The following is a 22,546-nucleotide window of genomic DNA, read 5'->3' as shown; positions in this document are numbered from 1 at the left end:
TAATTGTATTCCTTGTTCTACTCACTATTTATCTGGGTAATACCAGGAATTTTACAATTCGCGATTAGCGAAAAGGATTTATATCATGGCAACTGGCACAGTTAAGTGGTTCAACGATTCTAAAGGTTTTGGCTTCATCGCACCTTCTGACGGCAGCGACGACGTTTTTGCTCATTTTTCTGAAATTCAGTCTGATGGCTTCAAAACTCTGCCTGAAGGCGCTAACGTCTCTTTTGACGTTACCCAAGGTCAGAAAGGCCTTCAAGCTTCAAACATCAAGCTGCTTTCTTAATCCTAGCGATTATTTAAGTTCTCGAATCGTTTAGATTCGATGATCGGGCCCCGCTTAGGCGGGGCCCGATGCGTTTGTGTCTTTGAAAAACTGTCCCTGTGGTCATTGATCTTCCTGCTGTTAGCGATGGGTCTTCACTATTATTTGAACTGATTGCTGTTCCTCCCATTACTTCCTATTTTCTCCTGTATAAGATCGCCTTGCTTTAATGTTATGTTATATTGTATCTTTTAGTGATGCTGTTATTTCAACACTAGAGAAAGGAATAGGGGAGACCGAAGCATGATAGAGCATAAAATGAAGGTATTGCCGTTCAAAAGTGTCAGCGTGTTCGCATTCAGTGCTTTGCTACTGGCAGGCGCTCACTATGCCAGCGCTGATGACCACGACCACGACCACAGTCCTGCTCATAATGACCATGACCACAATAGCGATATTTATGCAGGCTACTTTGAGGACAATCAGATTAAGGATCGCCCGCTTGCTGACTGGGAAGGTGATTGGCAATCCGTCTATCCGTACCTACAGGATGGCACGCTAGATGAAGTATTCAAGGACAAGGCAGAGCATGGCGATAAAACCGCCGAAGAGTACAAAGCGTATTACGATACGGGTTATCAAACCGATGTAGAGCGTATCGTTATCGACGGCAGCAACGTCACCTTCTTTGCGAACGGCGATGAGATGTCAGGCAACTATCAGTACGATGGTTACGAGATTTTAAATTACGAGGCCGGCAACCGAGGTGTGCGCTTTATTTTCGAGCTTGAAGGCGAGGGGACTGACGATCTCCCCCAGTATATTCAGTTCAGCGATCACAGTATTTACCCCACTGACGCAGACCATTACCGCCTTTACTGGGGGAATGATCGTGAAGCGCTGCTGGATGAAGTGACTAATTGGCCAACCTATTATCCTTCAGAGCTAAGTGGTGAAGAAGTTGTCGATGAGATGCTTGCCCACTAAACGATAATAGCCACTTTTAACTGATCCAAAAAGCGCTGGCTCTCATGCCAGCGCTTTGGTTTTATTGGCACTGTTAAGTTAGGATTCAGTGTAGAGCTACCGTGTTTCTTCCATATCGCTTGATCAAACGACAACAACATAGGGCCACTCATTATGCGTTTAGGGTCACTTTTCCTAGGGATCGTTTTTTTAATCGCCAGCAGTGTTGTCTATGCGGGGGATGGCTGTGATAGCGCTACTACTCAGGTTGAGCTCAACGAATGCACAGCGCAGGCGTACCAATCGGCTGACGATGAGCTCAATGATGCCTATCAGGTGCTTGTGGGACAACTAAGCAACAACGCCGCTTCGTTAGAAAAACTTAGAGCTGCTCAGCGCGCCTGGATCGGTTTTCGCGATGCCGAGTGTGCGTTCGAAAGTAGCGCCGTTGAGGGTGGTAGCGCCCAGCCTATGGTACGTAACGGATGCCTTGAAACGCTTACAGTGGCACGCACGAAAAGGCTGCGTGAGCATGCTCACTGTGAAGAGGGTGATCTAAGCTGCTCGCGTTGATAGTGATCAATAGCTCGGCACAAGGCTGTTTTCAGGCACAAAAAAAGCACCCGTAGGTGCTTGATTTGTATAGTAAGGTGGTGGAGGCGGCGGGAATTGAACCCGCGTCCGCCAGCACGCGCCTATTGGCTCTACATGCTTAGATTTCGTCATTTGATTTAACGCGACTGACTCCGACGATCAGGATTCAGCCACGCGAGCCTTCTAAAGTTTAACGCTTGGCGAGAAGACACCACCAAACGCGGTCCTATCAGCTTTAGCTCGTATCCCCTCAGTGATGAATAGGCACATCACCTTGGGGCCAGACAAGAAGCTAACAGTTTAAGCTGCTAGCGCGCCTTGAGCGTAGTTTTCGTCATTTGCGACTATTTTTCGTGATGTGGGATTTACGAGATACATCACGCTCTCGGCATGCACCGCAAGGGTTGTCACCGGCGTCGAAACCATGTCGCCCCCTTATTACAAGTGAGCATTCTAACGTGCTCACACCTGATTGACCAGTTATGCCTTGTTATGTTCCCGCATAATTCGACCTTTTTGACGGCTCCAATCTCGATCTTTTTCAGTGGCGCGCTTGTCGTGCAGCTGTTTACCGGTCACCAGTGCCAATTCGCACTTCACTTTATTGCGTTTCCAGTAAAGCTTCAGGGGCACACAGGTGTGACCTTTGTCCTGGGTGATCGAAAAGATTTTGGCGATCTCTTTGCGATGCAGCAGCAGTTTGCGAGTGCGCGTTGGGTCGGCAATTTCATGGGTGCTAGCCGTATTTAACGGCATGATGTGGCTGCCCAGCAGAAATGCTTCACCATTACGAACTAATATATAGGTGTCAGTGAGCTGGGCTTTGCCAGCACGCAGGCTTTTAACTTCCCAACCAGCGAGTGATAGCCCAGCTTCGAAGGTTTCATCGATATGATACTCAAACCGTGCCTTCTTATTTTGGGCGATAACGCTGCTACCGGGACCCTTACTGTTACCTTTCTTAGTGGCCATGGAACCTCATAATTAATCTGTCAGTGGCATCCCCTTCGTTATTTGGGGAGGCGTGATACCATTTAAGGTCTGAAATAATGTTTCCCATGATACGCTTTGGGCACTGTGAAGTCAGCGGAGAGGTCAATGCCAACCGTCAATCGTTCCGCCTTGGTGCGGCACACCCCCCAGAAAATGTTCGATTTGGTCAACGACTTCGAACGCTACCCGGAATTTTTGCCAGGTTGCCGTCATGCGCGTTTGGTCGAGCATGATAATGAACATCTAATCGGCGAAATGACGCTTGGGCGCGCTGGCGTCGAGCAAACCATCACCACACGCAACGACCTATTTGCACCAGAGCGTATTGAACTGTCGCTGGTAAAAGGGCCCTTCAAACGCCTAAAAGGTCGCTGGCTGTTTATCCCCATGGGGGAGGGCGCCTGCAAGGTCAGTTTAGAAATGGAGTTTGAATTCGCCAATCGTCTACTTGGCATGGCCTTCGGAAAGCTTTTTCAGCAAATAGCGGGGCAGTTGGTCGATGCCTTCACCAAGCGCGCAAACGAGCTGTATGGCCGCTGAGACGCTAGCGGTTGAGGTAGCCTTCGCGCTGCCGTCTAAGCAGCGCATAGTGGCGCTATGGGTGCCTGAGGGCACCACCGCACGTCAGGCCGTTGCCTTGGCTGATTTGCCGACGCTATTTCCTGACCTGCCTGATGACACATTTTCTCAGGCACCGCTCGGGATCTTCGGCAAAGCACTACGCGATCCCGACACCCAGTTGTTGCGAGAAGGAGATCGAGTAGAAGTTTACCGGCCACTGGCTATCGACCCAAAAGTCGCTCGCTTGGAGCGTGCAAAGCGCCAAGCAAGCGACCCTGGGCGATAGATAAGCTTGCTTTAAGGCTGTGAAACGGGCTGCGCACTCGGCGGTATCGGCGTCCGCGTGCTCTCCGTCGGTAACGCATCCATGGGGTCAACACCTTCCGTTGCTGGCCCCATGCTGCTCTCACCGTCGAGTGGCAGCGCTGCCGATAAATCACCCTCTTGCTCGATGTTCACCAAGCGGCCCTGTGGGCCGAAGGTGAGCGTAACACGGCGTTGTTCTACATCACCGTACGCCTTGTCTAAACGAAATACATAGTCCCACTGGCTGGCATCGAAGGGCGCTTCTAACAGCGGCCTGCCCATCACGTACGTGACCTGTTCTTGCGTCATGCCGGGCTGAAGTTGGCTCACCATTTCTTGCGTGACCAGGTTGCCTTGGGGAATATCGCGCTTGTACACGCCAACGTAGCTGCATCCACTAACAACGGTCAGGGCAACGGAGAGCGTGATGATTCGAGTCAATTTTTGCATTTGGACCTATTCTTCACTATCGTGGTTTCGGTTGATCATACCCGACCTAACCTGTTACTGCGAAGAGCGACCATGGCCGATCAGAACCATGAATTGCGCAAAGCCGGTCTGAAAGTGACCCTGCCGCGCGTCAAGATACTTCAGATTCTCGAAAATGTTTCGGGTCAGCACCACCTTAGCGCGGAAGAAGTGTATAAAACACTGATTGATGCGGGCGAAGATGTTGGCCTGGCGACTGTATACCGTGTATTGACTCAGTTTGAGTCAGCGGGTTTGGTTATTCGTCATAATTTTGACGGCGGCCATGCAGTTTTTGAGATGACCCAAGAGGATCACCATGACCACATGGTGTGCCTTGAAAGCGGTGAGATCATTGAGTTTGTTGATGAAATCATTGAGCGTCGTCAGCAAGAAATCGCTGAAGAGCATGGCTACGAGTTAGTGGACCATGCGCTAGTGCTTTATGTTCGTCCGCGTGGCTCCGATGTGACCCGCCAAGACAGCGGGCCAACGAACAAGAAATAATGTTCGTGGATAGACACTGCACGCGGCTTGGAAATATGAACGCCCCTGCATTACCTGTTCGAATTCGCCATCAATGGAATTTGTCCGGTAATCAGGGGCGTTTTATTTTGCCGCTTATAAAGTCCTGGTAGGTGCTCTTTAAGTTAGTGCGGCGGGCGCTGGCTTGCATGCAGCATTTCACGGGCATGGGCGAGGGTTTGGTCAGAAAGCGTCACGCCGCCCAGCATGCGTGCCAGTTCGCTGATACGCCCCTGTTCGTCAAGTAGTGCCATCTGGGTCAGCGTGGTGTCGCGTTTCGCCTGTTTCTCGATATGCAGATGCTGGTGTGCCTGGGCTGCCACTTGCGGTAGGTGGGTCACGGTCATTACCTGACCATTTTCACCTAGCTTGCGGAGTAATTGACCAACGATTTCTGCGGTCGCGCCCGAAATGCCCACATCTACTTCGTCAAACACTAGGCTTGGCACCGTTGAGTGCGTCGCCGCGACCACTTGAATGGCCAAGCTAATCCGCGATAGTTCGCCGCCGGAGGCTACTTTGGTCAATGGCCGCGCGGGCTGGCCGGGGTTGGCGCTGATCAAAAATTGCACACGATCAAGGCCTTCAGGAGAGGGCGCCTCTTTCGCAGTGATCTCCACTTCAAAGCGGGCCTTGCCCATGGCTAAAAAGCCCAGCTGTTGCTGTACTTCCTTGCCCAGGCGAAGCGCGGCTTTTTGACGGCTCTCGCTGAGTTTTTTCGCTTCCTGGCGGTAGCTTTCACGTAGCTCAACGACTCGCGCACTCAGTGCCTCCAGGTCATTCCCCCCCTCTTCTAACTGCGCGACTTCCCGTTGTAGGTCAGCATGCAGGGCGCATAGCTCGTCAGGGGCAACGTGGTGCTTACGGGCAATTCGATGAACGTCGGTCATGCGCTCTTCCACCCAAGCCAGCCGTTCAGGGTCGAGTTCGGTGGTGCTGGCGAGACGGTTGAGCTCACTGGAAGCCTCTTCCACTTGAATACGGGCATCGCTCAGCATGGCGAGCGTGTTCGCCAGCGTGCCCTTGTCACTGCCCGGCAGGGCGCTCAAGTGGGCGAAGGCTTGGTTGAGCAAAGAGAGCGCGCCACCTTCATCGCTGGCGCAACAGTCAGCGGCAAACTGTGTTTCACGCAGCGTCTCCTCAGCATGCGCGAGCGTGTGCTGTTCTTCTTCCAGGGTGGCCAGTTCACCTTCTGCTAAACCGAGCTGATCTAACTCTTCTACCTGGTAACGCAGTAGCTGCCGTTTGGCTTCTACTTCGCTGCCTTCTTCGCTTAGCTTTTTCAGCTGCCGACGCGAATTGCGCCACTCGCGAAACGTAACGGCCAGTTGAGCGGTTGCGTCGTTTAGGTTCGCGTAGTCATCCAGTAAGGCAAGGTGGGTCTCTTCACGCATTAAGGCGTGATGGGCGTGCTGACCATGAATCTGGATCAGCTGCTCGCCAAGGGATTTGAGATCCGAGATAGTCGCGGGTTGGCCGTTGATCCAGGCTTTGGAGCGTCCGTTGGCAGTGACGACACGGCGCAACAGGCACTCTTCAGCAGGGAGCTCGCGGGCTGACAGCCACTCAACGGCAGCGGGCAGGTGCTGAATGTCGAAACGGGCGGAAAGGTCGGTACGTTCGCGACCGTGGCGCACGCTCCCGGCATCAGCGCGTTCGCCCAGGCATAACCCTAAAGCGCCCAAAAGAATCGATTTGCCCGCCCCGGTTTCCCCGGTAATGGCCGTCATGCCACCGGTGAGGTCGAGCTCTAAATGATCAACAATAGCGAAATCTTGAATAGCTAGCTGAGTAAGCATGACGCCTCCCGAGGCGGTACAGCATTGAAGCTGGATACTTAACCAATAGTTGTTGATTTATACAGTAGTTAATAACTCACTTCAATGCACCTCTTGAGATGGAATTTATGGCCCCCATATAGCGTGCATGATCAGTTAAGGCTAGTAACTAACGGCTTACTTCTTTGCGCGCCGCCCGCGTGGCAGCGCCCTACTTAATAGGAGCACAACATGGCGAAAGAACCGCAAACACCGATGGATGACGAGCTGGCCCGCCACGAGCAAGAAGCGGATGGCGCCGAGCAAGCGGAAGAGCAGGCCGCCGAAGAGCGCTTGATGGAGGGCGAGCTGGAAGGGTTGATCAATGACGAAGAGTCATTTGAAGGCAGTGTCGATAACCCTGAAGCAGAAATGCTGGCCGCTCAGGTAGGCGAGCTCGAGCAAAGCTTAGCCGAAGCCAAGGATCAAGCCCTGCGCGCCGCTGCGGAAGCGCAAAACGTGCGTCGCCGTGCTGAGCAAGAAGCCGAAAAAGCGCGCAAGTTTGCCCTAGAGAAGTTCGTTAAAGAGCTGCTGCCGGTCGTTGATAGCTTGGAAAAAGCGCTTGAGACCATGGAAGAGGGAGCCTCGGAGGTCCATCGCGAAGGCGTTTCCATGACCTTGAAAATGCAGTTGGATGTACTCAACAAGTTCGGCGTGGAAAGCATTGAGCCCCACGGCGAGCCTTTCGACCCCCAAGTGCATGAAGCCATGACTATGGTGCCCAACCCGGATCTTGATCCCAATACTGTGATGGACGTTATGCAAAAAGGCTATTTACTCAATGGACGCTTGGTGCGCCCGGCCATGGTGGTAGTGAGCCAAAAAGCCAATTAAGCAAATGGCTGCATAGGGTAAGAAAGCAGGGTGTGAAAAAAAGCCCTTGAAAAGTCAGCGGCGGCCCCCAAATAAAGGGCAACCCCGCGGGGAAACCCGCAGACAAGCTTTAAAAGCTAAATTTTCAGTTTTGTAACAACCGAATTCGAGGTATTGCTATGGGACGTATAATTGGTATCGACCTGGGCACCACTAACTCTTGTGTGGCCGTGCTTGATGGTGACAGCGCTAAAGTAATTGAAAATGCCGAAGGCGGCCGTACAACGCCTTCTATCATCGCTTATACCGATGATGGCGAAACGCTGGTCGGTCAGGCGGCAAAACGCCAAGCGGTGACTAACCCAGAAAACACGCTGTACGCCATCAAGCGCCTTATTGGCCGTCGCTTTAAAGACGACGTTGTCCAAAAAGATATCAAAATGGTGCCGTACAAAATCACCGAAGCAGATAACGGTGATGCCTGGGTTGAAGTAAAAGGCAAAAAAATGGCACCGCCGCAGGTTAGCGCGGAAGTGCTGAAGAAAATGAAAAAGACCGCCGAAGACTACTTGGGCGAAACGGTCACTGAAGCGGTTATTACCGTGCCGGCCTACTTCAACGACAGCCAGCGTCAGGCGACAAAAGATGCTGGCCGCATCGCCGGTCTAGACGTTAAGCGGATTATTAACGAGCCGACCGCTGCTGCACTGGCCTACGGTATGGACAAATCGCGCGGCGACAAAACCATCGCGGTCTACGACCTGGGTGGCGGTACTTTCGATATCTCAATCATCGAAATTGCCGATGTCGACGGCGAAACCCAGTTTGAAGTGTTGGCCACCAACGGTGACACCTTCCTGGGCGGCGAAGATTTCGACTTGGCGCTGATCAACTACCTGGTTGACCAGTTCAAGGCTGACAGCGGCATTGATCTGTCTGGCGACAATTTAGCCATGCAGCGTCTGAAAGAAGCCGCTGAAAAAGCCAAAATTGAGCTTTCCAGCGCTCAACAGACCGATGTGAACCTGCCTTACATCACCGCCGACAACACTGGCCCGAAACACCTTAACGTTAAGGTGACACGCGCCAAGCTGGAGTCGCTGGTAGAAGATCTGGTTCAGCGTTCACTCGAGCCGTGCAAAATGGCACTGAAAGATGCTGGCTTGTCCGCGTCTGAAATCGACGAAGTGATCCTGGTCGGTGGCCAGACACGTATGCCGATGGTGCAGAAGAAAGCCGCTGACTTCTTCGGTAAAGAAGCACGCAAAGACGTTAACCCGGATGAAGCGGTTGCCGTTGGTGCAGCGATTCAGGGCGGCGTACTCGGTGGCGACGTGAAAGACGTGCTACTGCTTGACGTTACTCCGCTAACCCTGGGTATCGAAACCCTGGGTGGCGTGATGACGCCGCTGATCGAAAAGAACACCACTATTCCGACCAAGAAGACACAAACCTTCTCAACGGCGGATGATAACCAAACGGCGGTGACCATTCACGTCGTACAGGGTGAGCGCAAGCAAGTGTCGCAGAATAAGTCGCTGGGTCGTTTTGATCTTGCTGACATTCCGCCTGCACCGCGCGGCGTTCCGCAAATCGAAGTTGCCTTCGATTTGGATGCCAACGGCATTCTAAACGTATCGGCCAAAGACAAGGCCACTGGCAAAGAGCAGTCGATTGTCATCAAGGCGTCTAGCGGTCTGTCCGAGGAAGAAGTCGAGCAGATGGTGCGCGATGCCGAAGCGCACGCTGAAGAAGATAAGAAGTTCGAAGAGCTGGTGCAACTGCGTAACCAAGCTGACGGCATGATTCACGCCACGCGCAAAACGTTGGAAGAAGCAGGCGACAAAGCGACTGACGACGAGAAGCAGGCGATTGAAACGGCCATCAGTGAGTTGGAAGAAGCGGTTAAAGGTGACGACGTCGATAACATTCAGAAGAAGCTGGATGCATTGACCGAAGCCTCTGGCCAGCTAGCCCAGAAGATGTACGCCGAGCAGGCAGAAGCGGCTCAGCAAGAGGGCGGCGAAGGTGCCGAAAGCACAGGTTCCAAGCCGGAAGATGACGTGGTTGACGCTGAGTACGAAGAAGTTAACGACGATCAGAAAAAGCAGTAACAACCTCTTTCTGCCAAAGAAAGCGGTGACGCGGGAGCTTACTCCCGCGTTGCTGTTTCCGCGGCCAAGACGCACCTAGCTAACGGAATAGATCATTACCTAGCTAAAAGTGCAGTTGAGTGCGTAGCTAACCAGGAGGCGTAGGGCCTATGTCCAAACGCGATTATTACGAAGTCCTGGGTGTCGAAAAAGGGGCCGATCAGAAAGAGATCAAGAAGGCCTATCGCCGTCTGGCGCAAAAATTCCACCCTGATCGAAACCCGGACGATAACACCTCAGCGGAAAAATTCCGTGAAGTGTCCGAAGCGTATGAAGTGCTTAACGACGGCGAGAAACGCGCAGCTTATGACCAGTTCGGCCATGCGGGCGTTGATGGCCAAGGCGGCGGTGGTTTCGGCGGCGCAGGCGCTGGTGATTTCAGCGACATTTTCGGCGATGTGTTTGGTGATATTTTTGGCGGAGGTGGTAGCCGGCGTCGTGGGCCCAATGCCCCGGCACGCGGTTCCGACCTGCGCTATAACCTAGAGCTGGATTTAGAGAACGCCGTTTCAGGCACCACGGTCGATATCCGTGTGCCACGGCATATCGAGTGTGACCGTTGTGATGGCGGTGGCGCGGAGCCCGGCTCTTCTAAAGAAACGTGCCCTACCTGTCATGGCCACGGTCAAGTGCGTATGCAGCAGGGCTTTTTCGCCGTGCAGCAAACGTGTCCCACCTGTCATGGTTCTGGTCAGCACATTAAAGTGCCGTGCCACAAGTGTAATGGCGAAGGGCGCGTACGTGAGACACGCACGCTTTCCGTGAAGATTCCGCCGGGCGTGGATACCGGTGATCGTATTCGTTTGAATGGCGAAGGCGAAAGCGGTATTAACGGTGGCCCGCCCGGTGATCTTTACGTGCAGGTAGCCATTAAACCGCACCATATCTTCCAGCGTGACGGAAAGCATCTGCAGTGCGATGTGCCGATCAACTTTGTTGATGCAGCGTTAGGTGGCGAGCTTGAAGTGCCTACGCTAGATGGGCGAGTGAAGCTGAAGATTCCGCCGGAAACGCAAACTGGCAAGTTGTTCCGCCTACGTGGTAAAGGCGTAAAGCCAGTACGCGGTGGCATGCCAGGCGACCTGCTGTGTAAGGTGGTAGTGGAAACACCGGTCAAGCTTAACGACGAGCAGCGCGACCTATTGCGCAAGCTGCAAGAGAGCTTCGACGGCAGCAACAGCCACAGTCACTCGCCGAAGAAAACCGGTTTCTTCGACAGTGTGAAAAGCTTCTTTGAAGATATGAAGTCGTAACGGCAATTCGGTTCAAAGTGTAATTAACGCCCCAGTATCTTTAGGTGCTGGGGCGTTTTTTTGTTTATAGCTTATCGTTGCAAATGATCCATGCGCCACGCTAACGCCTCACGCTCAGGTTGCCAGCGTACCGATCTGGGGAGTATTAACGATTGGCCATCTAACTCCAAAAGCCAGCTATTATCGGTTACAAGCCGATCAATGCTTGGGCTTACATGCCATTTGTGGTCTGGTCCAGGAGAGATAAGGTGGTTATCCATCGCCCAATGGAGATTTGGAGTGAGGGCGAGACCGTTGGTTGGACGGTCATCCTGGCTTTCTGAGAAAGGAATTAAGTGGGCAGCTTCGACAAGGTAGCGATAGTCGGGAGTAATGTAGCGGAGCCGACTTGCCGCACATCGATAGTCGTAGGCTTCAAGTACCAGGGCACGAAAGGCGGCAGAGCGGGCCTGCTGTTGGCGCTCATCTCTGACATTACCGATCAGTTTTTCAGGGTGTTTCTCATATTCGCTGCTGTCTAGCGCGCTCGTCAGGTAGCGGTGAATGTCTGGCTGGCTGTATTGATCGTCGTAAAGATAGTTGGTTATCAGGAGTGCGCTGGCGTCGTAGGCCTTCTGGCTGTTCTGAAATACTTTAAAGAGCTCGGGGTCCAGTAAGGCTTCGGTGAAAAGCTCCCTTAGGGCGGTGATGGTTTTTGGTTGGCCTAACTGCGGTGCAAGGGGGGCAATATTTGTAGCAAAGAGTGGTTTCCATAGAGGGCCAGACGGCCCTTGATCACTTTTGAGATGCCAAAGCGGAAGCTGAGGATTGGCTGACTGACGCTGCCCAGTGGTGGCCTCATAGAGGTCGAAGTAGCGGGAAATAAGCCTGTCATTAATAGCGACAGTCGGCGTTGTTATATGTCCGCTCTGAATTTCACAAATAATCGCCAATAAAAGGCAAGGCTTGTTGGGAGCCAAACGGCCACGGCTGTGACCCACTCTTAAAGCGTTCAGGCAGCTTAGTTTTTCATCTATCATACGGTGTCTCTAGCGATGCATTTCACTGCTGCGAAGGTTAGCACGGCTTTCAAGTAAGGCGGGAAACTGACTGATGTAACATGGCCGTCCTGCACTGGCATATCACAAGATAGGCTGGCTATTTTAGCGATCCGGTCCAGCTCTTTAATGCTCCTTTAAAGTGGGTTATTCGTATACCAGGAAAAGAGAAATGATAGGAACTGAAGAAGACCGCCCAGGGTTGGGCATTGGGTTGCGAGTACTGTCAGGCGCCCTGTTTACCGGCATGCTGGTGTGTATTAAGGCAGTCAGTGACGAAGTGCCGGTGGGGCAGTCGGTGTTTTTCCGTTCGCTGTTTGCGCTGCTGCCTATCGTCGTGTTTCTTCTGGTGCGTCGGGAGTTTCCTCGCGGGCTGGCGACGCGGCGCCCGTTGGGGCATGCGCTGCGTTCTGGGTTGGGGGCGGCGGCCATGTTTGCCTCTTTTGCGGCGGTAGCGATGTTGCCAGTGGCCGAGGCGACGCTGCTTGCACAGCTAACGCCAGTCTTTATGGCGATTGGTGGTGTGCTGCTGCTGGGGGAGCGTTGCTCGCTTAACCGTGCGGGTGGCGTGGTGCTGGCGCTTGCCGGGGTGGCCGTACTGATTTTGCCTGGGCTCAATGCCAGTTCCAGTAACGGCCAAGCGGCCGGGTACGCGCTAGGGGCATTGGGTGCGCTGCTTACGGCAGGTGCTTTATTAACCGTCAGGCGTATTTCGCGCACCGAAACAGCGGCTTCAATCGCCTTCTACTTTATTTTAGTGGCCGCGCTAGCCGGACTGGCAACGATGCCATTGGGCTGGGCGGCGCTTAACCGGCTGGAGTTTTCGCTGCTGGTGTTATCGGGCCTATTTGGCGGCGCAGCGCACATTGCGATGACGTTAGCGCTGCGCTATGCCGAGGCGTCGCGCTTGGCACCTTTTGAATATATTGCCCTGGTGTGGCCCGTGCTCGCCGATTGGGTGCTGTTTGGAATATCGGTCTCCAGCGGCTTCCTGCTAGCGCTACCGCTCATGTTATCCGGGGTGGCGCTAGCGGCAATGGAAGGGCGGCGGCTTAAATGGCTGCTTCGACGATAAGCTGTGGTTGGCCTTTCGAGCAGGGCTCAATACGCGCAGATACCCGATAAACCTGACGTAGCAGCGCAGGGGTTATCACTTCGGCGGTGGGGCCGCAGGCAATCAAGCGGCCATTTTCGAGCATCATGGCCGCGTCAGCGAAGCGTAGCGCATGCCCCAGGTCATGGAGTGCCACCAGAATAAGCATCTGACGCTCATCGGCTAACCGCCGCAGTACCGTCAAAAGGCTAATCTGGCGGTTCAAATCGAGTGCCGAAGTGGGCTCGTCCAGCATCAAAATCTCGGGCTCTTGCACCAGAGCCTGGGCGGCGCTGACCAGCTGGCGCTGCCCGCCGCTAAGGTCGCCAATATCACGCTCGCCAAGGGTCGTAATGCTGAGTTCCTCCAGCGCGCGATCAACCTGCGTTAAATCCTCAGCCTGCACTTTTAATCCACGCCCCTGCATACGCGCCAAAAGCACCGATTCATAGACCGTCAGCACGGCCTTGGCGCCGGTGTCCTGGGGCATATAGCCCACTGGGTGCTCGGCGCTAGTGCCGCTGATAATCACTTTGCCTTCGCCTTTCAATAACCCTAATACGCGGCGAAAAAGCGTTGATTTACCCGCCGCATTGGGTCCTAGCAGGGCGACGACTTGCCCGCCTTGAAAGCAGGGTGTGGTGATCTCTTCCAGAACAGGGCGACGCCCGTAGCGGGCGGATACACGGTTCAGTTGTAGGGTTACCATGAGGCCTTCTTGTGGCTAAGCACCAGAAATAGGAAGAAGGGAATGCCCACCAGCGAGGTAATAATGCCAATGGGAATAATGGTGCCAGGAATAATGATTTTAGAGATGACCGAACCAACGGAGAGGATCAGTGCGCCGCATAGGGCCGAACCTGGCAAAAAGAAGCGCTGATCCTCGCCCAGTAAAATGCGCGCGATGTGCGGCCCCACCAAGCCAATAAACCCAATGGTGCCCACGAACGCCACCGCGATGGCAGCGAGCAGCGATACCAGCACCAGCACTTCCAAACGCAGTGCGCGGGGATTGACACCCATGCTCTCGGCTTTGGCATCGCCCAGGCGCATGGCGGTTAGCGCCCAGCCATGCCGGGCAAGCAGCGGCATGGATAAGGCAAGAATGCTAAGGGCGATCCAGAACTTGGGCCAGGTGGCTTTGGTTAAACTGCCCATCGTCCAGAACACCACCGCTGAAACCGCCTCCTGGCTGGCAAAGAACTGAATCAGCGCCATCAGCGAGTTGAAGATAAACACCATGGCGATGCCGAGCAGCACAATGGTCTCTACCGTCACGCCGCGCTTAAGGCTTAAGGCATGAATTAAAAATGCGGTGAACATGGCCATCACGAAGGCATTGATGGGGACCACAAACTCAATGGCGGCAGGCACAAGCGCCACGCCGAAGGCGAGACCCAGCGCGGCACCAAAACTGGCCCCGGCGGAAATCCCCAAGGTAAACGGGCTGGCTAGCGGGTTGCTCAGAATGGTTTGCATCTGTGCCCCGGCCACCGACAAGCTGGCGCCCACCACTAGCGCCATCAGTGCGACCGGCATGCGGATTTCCCAAACAATAATCCGGGCCTGCTGGCTGACGCTGTCTGGCGTGAATAGCGCTGCGACCACTTCGCCCAGGCTATAGCGGGCGGGCCCCAGTGCCAGGTCGATGCAGAGGCTAAAAAACAGTGCTAACACCAGTGCCGCCAGTATCATTTGGCGGCGGAAAACCTGGCTATGGTAGAAGGCGCGCCCCTGTGAAAGGCGATCTGTTACCGCCGTTTCCGTCATCCTCGTATCAGTCGTCATGGAGTGATATCCAGTAGCCGGTTTCATAGTCGATGGGTAAGAAGCGCTCGTGCAGCTCTTCCATCGTGGCGTTTGGATCCAGGTCTTCAAACAGCTCTGGATGTAGCCATTTGGCTAGCTGCTGCACGGCTACAAAGTAGTAGGGGCTGTTGTAAAACTGGTGCCAAATGGCGTGGAAATTACCGGATTCTACCGCCTTGATGCCGGTCATTGCGGTGCGCTCGGTCAGTGCTTCAAGCTTAGCGCGAGCGTTTTGCATATCAGACCCAGGGCCTACGCCGACCCAGTTGCCACCCGGCACGTAGGCGTCCCAGTTGCCGCCGGTGACAACCACATGGTCAGGGTTGGCAGCAATAATCTGTTCAGGGTTCAGGTTGCCAAAACTATTAGGAATGATGCCTTCAGCGATATTGCTACCGCCAGCCAGGGTGACATAGTCGCCAAAGTTGGCAGGACCAAAGCTCATGCAGCACTCATCGGAGTAGCCGCCAGCCCGGTCAATAAACACGCTGGGGCGCTCTGGGTTGGCCTCGGCGATGACATCGGTTACCCGTGCCAATTGCGTCTCGGCAAACTCGATGAACTCTTCGGCCGCTTCTTCATCGTCCATGATCTGGCCGATGATGCGCATGGAGGGGATGGTGTGCTCAAGGGGATCTTCGCGAAAATCCACATAGATGATGGGAATGCCGAGTTGTGCCAGCTTGTCGTCGTAGGCAGCATCTTCTGTGGCGGCTTTCGCCTCGATGTTCATCAGCACCACGTCAGGATTAAGCGAGGCGGCCTGCTCGACGTCAAAAGTACCGTCTTTAAAACCGCCAAAGGTGGGGATTTCCTCAATCTCGGGAAAACGCTCCAGATAGCGGGCATAGTTATCGGGATCCGCCTGGGAAAAATCTTCGCGCCAACCGACCACGTGGGCAAAAGGAGCTTCAGGTTCGAGTAAACCGAGCAAATAAATTTGCCGCCCTTCGCCTAAAATAACCCGCTCGGCAGGGGCATCCAAAGTGATTTCGCGGCCAGCGACATCGGTGACGGTGATAGCGTCAGCCATAGCAGTGGCGCCGCAAGCAAACGTGATAAGCGTACCAAGCAGGATTTTTAAGCGCGGGGAACTGAGCATTTTTTTACTCGTTGGTCGATATTGGTTAACAGGGCTGGCATCGCTGATGCGCTTGAACGGTGATAGCACATAGATGCAATTGCTATTGTAACTGATTAGCGTTTGGAAGGCATTATTGGGGTGCCGCGCTTAATGGTCGACATGCTACGCTTTGCTATTAGCATTTATCCTACGGCGATGGCTTCACATGTTTGGCTCTAAAGACAATACGTTGTTGAAGGATGATTTGGTTTGTAAGTACTTACATTTTTGGAGGGACCGCTATGCCTTTATCTCGTGTTGAAATTGCCACGCCTTCCGCCGAGCGTTTAATTAATCGGCTCTGTAAACACTGGGCGCATAAGCTAGAGGTCGAGCAAAGCGATCAGCAGGCCACCATTACGTTTGCCACCGGCACCTGCTTAATGCTCGCTGAGCCCGATAAATTGGTGGTCGCCATCGAAACCCTGGAAGAGGAGCATTTGGATGAGCTTGAAGGCGTGGTCGAGCGTCACTTAATTCGTATGGCAGGAGATGAAGAGCTGGCGATTGTGTGGGAGAACTAAACTGAGTCTTCATGGCAGCAATCTTCATGGCGGTAAAGGAGAGCGTCTAATGCGCTGGTGCGTCTGCTATAATGGCGGCACTTTTTACATACCGGAACGCAGAGCGCAGGAGTTCGCATGACCCGAATTGCCATTGTAGGCGTGGCTGGCCGCATGGGCCGTACGTTGGTAAATGCTATTGAGCAAGATGCTAAGGCAACGCTGGCTGGCGGCATTGTGGAGCCAGGCAGTTCCTTAGCGGGCGCTGATATTGGCGAGCTCGCTGGGGTAGGGAAGTGCGGTGTCGTCGCGGTAGATTCACTCGCGTCGATAGTTGATGATTTCGATGTGTTGATCGACTTCACGGCCCCTCAGGTCACCCTGGGTAATCTGGCATTCTGCGCCGAACACGGTAAGCGCATTGTGATTGGCACCACCGGCATGAGCGATGATGAGCTGGCTCAGTTAGATAGCTACCGCGATAAAGTGGCCATGGTGTTTGCGCCCAATATGAGCGTTGGGGTTAATCTGACTCTGAAGCTGCTCGAAACGGCTGCCAAAGCGCTCGGCGATGAAGGCTACGATATTGAAATAATCGAGTCTCACCATCGCCATAAGGTCGATGCGCCATCCGGTACGGCAATTAAAATGGGTGAAGTGATCGCCGACAGCCTGGGGCGGAACCTGAAAGAGCATGGCGTGTTCGAGCGGGTAGGACAGTGCGGCCCACGCACGGATAAAGAGATTGGCTTTGCTACCGTGCGCGCTGGCGATATCGTTGGCGAGCACACGGTCATGTTTGCCACCGAAGGCGAGCGCATCGAAATCACTCATAAAGCCTCCAGCCGGATGACCTTTGCCAAAGGCGCAGTTCGCGCGGCACGCTGGGTCGCTGGTAAAGAGGTCGGCCGTTACGATATGCAGGATGTGCTGGGTTTGGATTAAGAAATGACAGATGCTTTAACTGTCTATCACTCAGGGGTAGTTTTAGGCCAAGAATTCCTGTAACATTTCAAAAATTTTGGCCGGGTGGCTTAGAAGCTCTGACTGACAGACCTTAGACGGCGCGCTTGTTGCGTTGGCCAGCCCAAAGCCTGCCCTTGAGTTTACGGCTATTGCATTGATAGTGACGTGGCTCTAAAAGGCATAGAACAACAAGCGGGATGAAACCGATTCTTTTTATCGGCTTCGTCCCGCTTTTTTACGACCTCATTATTGATAATGAGGTCGTGGATTCATGAAGAATTTGCTGAGCCTGCGCCCTACAGGCTCCCACCAGCATGGGAGGATCTTGTTTTGAATAACCCCGCATTGAGCAAACCCGCAATATTGGCCCTGGAAGATGGCAGTGTGTTCCACGGTATCGCCATTGGCGCGGATGGAGTAACCAGCGGTGAGGTGGTGTTCAATACGGCCATGACCGGCTATCAAGAGATCCTCACCGACCCCTCCTACACTCGCCAGATCGTTACCCTCACCTATCCCCACATCGGCAATACTGGCATTAACGCTGAAGATATTGAGTCGGCTTCTATTGCCGCGGCAGGGTTGGTGATTCGTGATCTACCATTAATGGCTAGCAGCTTCCGCTCAGAGCAGTCGCTGTCGGATTACCTGAAAAGCCAGAACATACTGGGCATTGCCGATATCGATACCCGCCGCCTGACGCGCATTTTGCGCGATAAGGGCGCCCAGAGCGGAGCGATTTTGGCCGGTGCGGATGCCGAGGGCGAAGAGGCAGTGGCGCGGGCGTTGGAAGCTGCCAAGGCGTTCCCAGGGCTGAAGGGCATGGATTTGGCTAAAGAAGTCTCTTGCAAAGAGGCTTACGAATGGTCCGAAGGTGAGTGGACGCTGGGTGAAGGTTATGCTGATGCCACACAAAGCGAGCGCCCTTACCACGTAGTGGCGTACGATTACGGTGTGAAATTTAACATCCTGCGCATGCTGGCCGCCCGCGGCTGCCGCCTGACGGTGGTGCCCGCGCAAACCCCCGCTGCTGACGTGCTGGCGATGAAGCCTGATGGCGTTTTTCTGGCTAACGGCCCCGGCGACCCAGAGCCCTGTGACTACGCTATTAAAGCGATTCAGGAGGTGCTGGAAACCGATACTCCAGTATTTGGTATTTGCCTGGGTCACCAGCTACTGGCGCTCGCGGCCGGGGCGAAAACCGTCAAAATGAGCCTCGGCCACCACGGTGCCAATCATCCAGTGCAGGATTTGGATGCCGGCACGGTGATGATTACCAGCCAAAACCACGGCTTTGCGGCGGATGAAGCGACCCTGCCTGCCAATGTACGCGCCACGCATCGTTCGCTGTTCGATGGTACCTTGCAGGGAATTGAGCTTACCGACCGACCGGCGTTCAGCTTTCAAGGCCACCCGGAAGCGAGCCCCGGCCCGCGCGATGTGGCGCCGCTGTTTGATCGCTTCGTGGCTATGATGCAGGCGCGCCGTTAACGCGTCCCTCGCATCACCGTATCGTCGTCTTTTGTCGCTCATCGTCACCATTTTTTGCGGGAACCGTTATGCCTAAGCGTACCGACATCAACAGTATCTTGATCATTGGCGCTGGCCCGATTGTGATCGGCCAGGCCTGCGAATTCGACTACTCCGGCGCCCAGGCGTGTAAAGCGCTGCGTGAGGAGGGTTACCGGGTTATTTTGGTTAACTCCAACCCCGCCACCATCATGACCGACCCGGCCATGGCCGATGCCACTTACATCGAGCCCATCACTTGGCAGACGGTAGAGAAAATCATCGAGGCGGAGCGCCCCGACGCAATTCTACCGACCATGGGCGGCCAGACGGCGCTGAACTGCGCCCTCGAGCTTGAAAAGCATGGCGTGCTGGAGAAGTTCGGCGTCGAGATGATCGGTGCCAACGCCGATGCGATTAACATGGCCGAAGACCGCGATCTGTTCGATCAGGCCATGAAGCGTATTGGCTTGGAGTGCCCGAAAGCGAAAGTCGCCCACACCATGGAAGAAGCCTGGGAAATTCAGGCGGAGCTGGGTTTCCCTACGATTATTCGTCCTTCCTACACCATGGGCGGCTCCGGCGGCGGCGTGGCATATAACAAGGAAGAGTTCGAAGAGATCTGTACGCGGGGTTTTGAGCTTTCCAACAACCACGAGCTGCTGATTGATGAGTCGCTGCTGGGTTGGAAAGAGTACGAGATGGAAGTTGTGCGTGATAAAAACGACAACTGCATCATCGTCTGTGCGATTGAAAACTTCGACCCCATGGGCGTGCACACCGGCGACTCCATCACTGTCGCGCCGGCACAAACGCTGACGGATAAAGAGTATCAGATCATGCGTGACGCCAGCCTCGCGGTCCTGCGCGAGATTGGTGTCGAGACCGGTGGTTCTAACGTCCAGTTCGGTATGGATCCCAAGACCGGCCGTTTGGTAGTCATTGAGATGAACCCGCGGGTGTCGCGCTCCTCGGCGCTGGCCTCCAAGGCAACCGGTTTCCCGATTGCTAAAATCGCCGCCAAACTGGCGGTCGGCTACACCCTGGATGAGCTGCAAAACGATATTACCGGCGGTCGTACACCGGCATCGTTTGAGCCGTCTATCGATTACGTGGTTACCAAGATCCCACGCTTCACCTTCGAGAAATTCCCCCAGGCTAACGATCGCCTAACGACGCAGATGAAGTCGGTGGGCGAGGTGATGGCGATTGGCCGCACCTTCCAGGAGTCGCTGCAGAAAGCGCTGCGCGGCCTGGAAACCGGTAACGATGGCCTCGATCCGATCATTACCGATTTTACGCCGGACAACATGGCGATTATCCAGGGCGAGCTCCAGGCCGCCGGTGCCGAGCGTATTTTTTATATCGCGGACGCCATGCGCTCAGGCATGAGTGTCGATGAGGTCTTTGCCCTGACCAATATCGACCCTTGGTTCCTGGTGCAGCTTGAAGATCTAGTGCTGACTGAAAACGCCGTCGCTAAGCGCTCGCTGGCTGACTTTTCTGCCCGTGAGATCTATCAGCTCAAGCGCAAAGGCTTTGGTGATGCGCGCCTGGCCAAGCTGCTCAGCATTAGTGAAAAAGAGTTCCGCCAAACCCGCCAGGCTGCTGGTATTCGCCCGGTTTATAAGCGCGTGGATACCTGTGCCGCGGAGTTTGTATCAGATACCGCCTATATGTACTCCACTTATGAAGAAGAGTGCGAAGCGGATGTGTCTGATCGTCAGAAAATTATGGTGTTGGGCGGTGGCCCGAACCGTATTGGCCAGGGTATCGAGTTTGACTACTGCTGTGTTCACGCCGCCTTTGCCATGCGCGACGACGGCTATGAAACCATCATGGTCAACTGCAACCCGGAAACCGTCTCTACCGATTACGACACCTCTGATCGTCTCTACTTTGAGCCGGTAACGTTGGAAGACGTGCTCGAAATCGCCGACAAAGAGAAGCCGGTGGGCGTGATCGTTCAGTTCGGTGGCCAGACGCCGCTGAAGCTGGCCCGAGAGCTAGAGGCCGCTGGCGTGCCGATTATCGGCACCACGCCGGACGCTATCGACCGCGCCGAAGACCGCGAGCGTTTCCAGGTGATGATCGACAAGCTTGGCCTGAAGCAGCCGCCCAATGCCACGGCGCGCAGCTTTGCCGAAGCGTTTGATAAAGCCGAAGCGATTGGCTACCCGCTGGTAGTACGCCCCAGTTACGTGCTAGGCGGCCGGGCTATGGAGATCGTTTACGACGCCTCCGAGCTTGAAAACTACATGACCCACGCGGTGAAGGTTTCCAACGACTCACCGGTGCTGCTTGATCACTTCCTGAGTGCCGCAATCGAGATCGATATCGATGCCGTGTCGGATGGTCAGCAGGTGGTGATTGGCGGCATCATGCAGCACGTAGAGCAAGCGGGCGTTCACTCCGGTGACTCCGCCTGCGCGCTGCCGCCATACTCCCTGCCTGCCGATGTGCAGGATGAGATGCGCCATCAGGTGAAGCAGATGGCCGTTGAGCTGGGCGTTAAAGGCTTAATGAACGTGCAGCTCGCCTGGCAGGATGGCGAAATCTATGTAATTGAGGTTAACCCTCGCGCTTCGCGTACTGTGCCCTTTGTGTCCAAGTGCATCGGTACCTCGCTTGCCCAGATCGCGGCGCGCTGCATGGCGGGAACTACGCTGGCCGAGCAAGGGTTTGAGCACGAAATCGTGCCGCATTTCTATAGCGTGAAAGAAGCTGTCTTCCCGTTTAATAAATTCCAGGGCGTCGATCCTATTCTCTCACCGGAAATGAAGTCCACCGGCGAAGTGATGGGCTCTGGCGATACCTTTGCAGAGGCCTTCTTCAAGGCGCAGCTTGGGGCAGGCGAAGCAATACCGGCGCTGACCGGCGAGCGTAAAGCGTTCCTTTCCGTTCGTGAACCGGACAAGGCAGGGATTATCGAAGTGGGCCGTTCTCTGTTAGCATTAGGCTTTACGCTATGTGCAACACGGGGAACAGCGGCTGCTTTGGAAGCTGCCGGGCTTGCCGTGGAGCACGTCAATAAAGTTTACGAAGGTCGCCCCCATATCGTCGATCTGCTTAAGAACGACGAAATCGCCTACATTGTGAACACTACTGAAGGTCGTCAGGCTATCAACGACTCTTCGGTCATTCGCCGTACTGCTCTCTCGCGCAAGGTGCCCTATGCGACCACCTTGGCGGGCGCTAATGCTGTTTGTATGGCGCTTGAGTACGGTAGGGAGATTACGGTGCGGCGCCTTCAGGATCTGCATGCAGGAGCAAGTCAATGAACAAGGTCCCGATGACAGTGGCGGGAGAAAGAAGCCTTCGTGAAGAGCTCGACCACCTTAAAAGCGAAGCGCGTCCGCAGGTGATCGCGGCCATCGCGGAAGCGCGTGAACACGGTGATCTGAAAGAGAACGCCGAGTATCACGCCGCTCGTGAGCAGCAGGGGTTTATCGAAGGGCGTATTCAGGAGATCGAAAGTAAGCTCTCCGTCTGCCAGGTAATTGATGTCACGAAACTGCCGAAAACCGGCAAAGTGATTTTTGGTGTTACCGTGTCGCTAATGAATCTGGATACCGATGCAGAAGTCACATATCGCATCGTCGGTGAAGATGAAGCGGATATTAAATCCGGCCGTATTTCGGTGACATCGCCCATCGCTCGTGCTCTAATCGGTAAAGAGGAAGGTGATGTCGTGGTGGTCAAAACACCCGGCGGTGATGTGGAGTACGAAGTAGGTAGTGTCGAGCACGTGTAATAAAAAAACGCCCCTTCAATTGACCTCGGTTA

Annotated in this window: 22 protein-coding genes and 1 other RNA gene; 15 read left to right on the top strand and 8 right to left on the bottom strand. The window is 54.4% G+C overall.

Going from position 1 to position 22,546, the window contains the following annotated elements; all coding sequences use genetic code 11:
- The first annotated feature begins 85 nt into the window (after positions 1-85).
- The 3 genes from HUO07_RS15630 (at position 86) to HUO07_RS15620 (ending at position 1,810) form a co-directional block, all read left to right on the top strand.
- The gene (locus tag HUO07_RS15630; RefSeq protein ID WP_007111857.1) at positions 86-292 is read left to right on the top strand and encodes a cold-shock protein; all 207 of its coding nucleotides are present in this window, start codon (positions 86-88) and stop codon (positions 290-292) included.
- Positions 293-574: 282 nt separating this feature from the next.
- Positions 575-1,258, top strand: coding sequence for a ZinT family metal-binding protein (locus tag HUO07_RS15625; RefSeq protein WP_217908926.1), 684 nt, complete (start codon positions 575-577; stop codon positions 1,256-1,258).
- A 153-nt stretch (positions 1,259-1,411) separates the two neighbouring features.
- Positions 1,412-1,810: a lysozyme inhibitor LprI family protein gene (locus tag HUO07_RS15620; RefSeq protein ID WP_176304322.1), complete on the top strand. Its 399-nt coding sequence runs from the start codon at positions 1,412-1,414 to the stop codon at positions 1,808-1,810.
- Between the two features lie 78 nt (positions 1,811-1,888).
- Here HUO07_RS15620 and ssrA read toward each other — a convergent pair.
- Together ssrA and smpB are read right to left on the bottom strand one after the other, a co-directional pair.
- Positions 1,889-2,266: a transfer-messenger RNA gene (gene ssrA, locus HUO07_RS15615) on the bottom strand.
- A 45-nt stretch (positions 2,267-2,311) separates the two neighbouring features.
- A complete protein-coding gene (gene smpB, locus HUO07_RS15610) occupies positions 2,312-2,803 on the bottom strand; it encodes an SsrA-binding protein SmpB (protein ID WP_008958772.1) in 492 nt (163 codons plus the stop codon).
- Between the two features lie 126 nt (positions 2,804-2,929).
- Here smpB and HUO07_RS15605 point away from each other — a divergent pair, with 126 nt between their 5' ends.
- The gene (locus HUO07_RS15605) at positions 2,930-3,364 is read left to right on the top strand and encodes a type II toxin-antitoxin system RatA family toxin (protein ID WP_101145715.1); all 435 of its coding nucleotides are present in this window, start codon (positions 2,930-2,932) and stop codon (positions 3,362-3,364) included.
- Positions 3,354-3,671 carry an RnfH family protein gene (locus HUO07_RS15600; protein ID WP_176304321.1) on the top strand — a complete coding sequence of 106 codons (318 nt, stop codon included), beginning with the start codon at positions 3,354-3,356 and terminating at the stop codon, positions 3,669-3,671. Before HUO07_RS15605 ends, HUO07_RS15600 begins: the two co-directional genes overlap by 11 nt.
- Before the next feature lie 11 nt (positions 3,672-3,682).
- Here HUO07_RS15600 and HUO07_RS15595 read toward each other — a convergent pair whose 3' ends face one another.
- Entirely contained in the window at positions 3,683-4,141 is a 459-nt protein-coding gene (locus HUO07_RS15595) for an outer membrane protein assembly factor BamE (RefSeq protein ID WP_176304320.1), read from the bottom strand.
- Positions 4,142-4,213: 72 nt separating this feature from the next.
- On the opposite strand from HUO07_RS15595, the gene fur reads away from it, so the two are divergent.
- Positions 4,214-4,666 (top strand): ferric iron uptake transcriptional regulator, encoded by a 453-nt coding sequence (gene fur / locus HUO07_RS15590; protein WP_007111850.1) that lies wholly within the window; start codon positions 4,214-4,216, stop codon positions 4,664-4,666.
- Between the two features lie 143 nt (positions 4,667-4,809).
- Here fur and recN read toward each other — a convergent pair whose 3' ends face one another.
- A complete protein-coding gene (gene recN / locus HUO07_RS15585; protein WP_176304319.1) occupies positions 4,810-6,483 on the bottom strand; it encodes a DNA repair protein RecN in 1,674 nt (557 codons plus the stop codon).
- Between the two features lie 210 nt (positions 6,484-6,693).
- On the opposite strand from recN, the gene grpE reads away from it, so the two are divergent.
- The 3 genes from grpE (at position 6,694) to dnaJ (ending at position 10,720) form a co-directional block, all read left to right on the top strand.
- Positions 6,694-7,335, top strand: a complete 642-nt coding sequence (gene grpE, locus HUO07_RS15580; protein ID WP_176304318.1) for a nucleotide exchange factor GrpE — start codon at positions 6,694-6,696, stop codon at positions 7,333-7,335.
- Between the two features lie 158 nt (positions 7,336-7,493).
- The gene (gene dnaK, locus HUO07_RS15575; protein WP_176304317.1) at positions 7,494-9,428 is read left to right on the top strand and encodes a molecular chaperone DnaK; all 1,935 of its coding nucleotides are present in this window, start codon (positions 7,494-7,496) and stop codon (positions 9,426-9,428) included.
- A 149-nt stretch (positions 9,429-9,577) separates the two neighbouring features.
- Positions 9,578-10,720 carry a molecular chaperone DnaJ gene (gene dnaJ, locus HUO07_RS15570; protein WP_176304316.1) on the top strand — a complete coding sequence of 381 codons (1,143 nt, stop codon included), beginning with the start codon at positions 9,578-9,580 and terminating at the stop codon, positions 10,718-10,720.
- 71 nt (positions 10,721-10,791) lie between these two features.
- Here the strand turns inward: dnaJ and HUO07_RS15565 are convergent, their stop codons facing one another.
- Positions 10,792-11,739 (bottom strand): HNH endonuclease, encoded by a 948-nt coding sequence (locus HUO07_RS15565; RefSeq protein WP_176304315.1) that lies wholly within the window; start codon positions 11,737-11,739, stop codon positions 10,792-10,794.
- Positions 11,740-11,929: 190 nt separating this feature from the next.
- Between HUO07_RS15565 and HUO07_RS15560 the strand changes: the two genes are divergently transcribed.
- On the top strand, positions 11,930-12,832 hold the full coding sequence (locus HUO07_RS15560; RefSeq protein ID WP_176304314.1) for a DMT family transporter: 903 nt from the start codon (positions 11,930-11,932) through the stop codon (positions 12,830-12,832).
- On the opposite strand, the gene HUO07_RS15555 is transcribed toward HUO07_RS15560, so the two are convergent.
- The 3 genes from HUO07_RS15555 to HUO07_RS15545 are packed head-to-tail and all read right to left on the bottom strand — an operon-like array spanning position 12,810 to position 15,761.
- On the bottom strand, positions 12,810-13,559 hold the full coding sequence (locus tag HUO07_RS15555) for an ABC transporter ATP-binding protein (RefSeq protein ID WP_176304313.1): 750 nt from the start codon (positions 13,557-13,559) through the stop codon (positions 12,810-12,812). The two genes, HUO07_RS15560 and HUO07_RS15555, sit on opposite strands and share 23 nt — an antisense overlap.
- Complete coding sequence (locus HUO07_RS15550) at positions 13,553-14,638, bottom strand: FecCD family ABC transporter permease (protein WP_217908925.1); 1,086 nt, start codon at positions 14,636-14,638, stop codon at positions 13,553-13,555. Before HUO07_RS15550 ends, HUO07_RS15555 begins: the two co-directional genes overlap by 7 nt.
- Positions 14,628-15,761: an ABC transporter substrate-binding protein gene (locus tag HUO07_RS15545; protein WP_176304312.1), complete on the bottom strand. Its 1,134-nt coding sequence runs from the start codon at positions 15,759-15,761 to the stop codon at positions 14,628-14,630. Before HUO07_RS15545 ends, HUO07_RS15550 begins: the two co-directional genes overlap by 11 nt.
- 263 nt (positions 15,762-16,024) lie before the next feature.
- Between HUO07_RS15545 and HUO07_RS15540 the strand changes: the two genes are divergently transcribed.
- From HUO07_RS15540 to greA, 5 genes are all read left to right on the top strand, one after another.
- Positions 16,025-16,306, top strand: a complete 282-nt coding sequence (locus HUO07_RS15540) for a DUF2218 domain-containing protein (protein WP_176304311.1) — start codon at positions 16,025-16,027, stop codon at positions 16,304-16,306.
- Between the two features lie 117 nt (positions 16,307-16,423).
- Positions 16,424-17,230, top strand: coding sequence for a 4-hydroxy-tetrahydrodipicolinate reductase (gene dapB, locus HUO07_RS15535; protein ID WP_176304310.1), 807 nt, complete (start codon positions 16,424-16,426; stop codon positions 17,228-17,230).
- Between the two features lie 366 nt (positions 17,231-17,596).
- Positions 17,597-18,742, top strand: coding sequence for a glutamine-hydrolyzing carbamoyl-phosphate synthase small subunit (carA, locus tag HUO07_RS15530; protein WP_176304330.1), 1,146 nt, complete (start codon positions 17,597-17,599; stop codon positions 18,740-18,742).
- Between the two features lie 68 nt (positions 18,743-18,810).
- Positions 18,811-22,041 (top strand): carbamoyl-phosphate synthase large subunit, encoded by a 3,231-nt coding sequence (gene carB, locus HUO07_RS15525; RefSeq protein ID WP_176304309.1) that lies wholly within the window; start codon positions 18,811-18,813, stop codon positions 22,039-22,041.
- Positions 22,038-22,514 (top strand): transcription elongation factor GreA, encoded by a 477-nt coding sequence (gene greA / locus HUO07_RS15520; RefSeq protein ID WP_101145701.1) that lies wholly within the window; start codon positions 22,038-22,040, stop codon positions 22,512-22,514. Before carB ends, greA begins: the two co-directional genes overlap by 4 nt.
- Positions 22,515-22,546 lie beyond the last annotated feature (32 nt).

This window comes from Vreelandella maris, from assembly GCF_013371085.1.
Taxonomy (GTDB): domain Bacteria; phylum Pseudomonadota; class Gammaproteobacteria; order Pseudomonadales; family Halomonadaceae; genus Vreelandella; species Vreelandella maris.
Note: the sequence above shows the minus strand (reverse complement) of the source record. Positions and strands in the feature narration are given on the sequence as shown.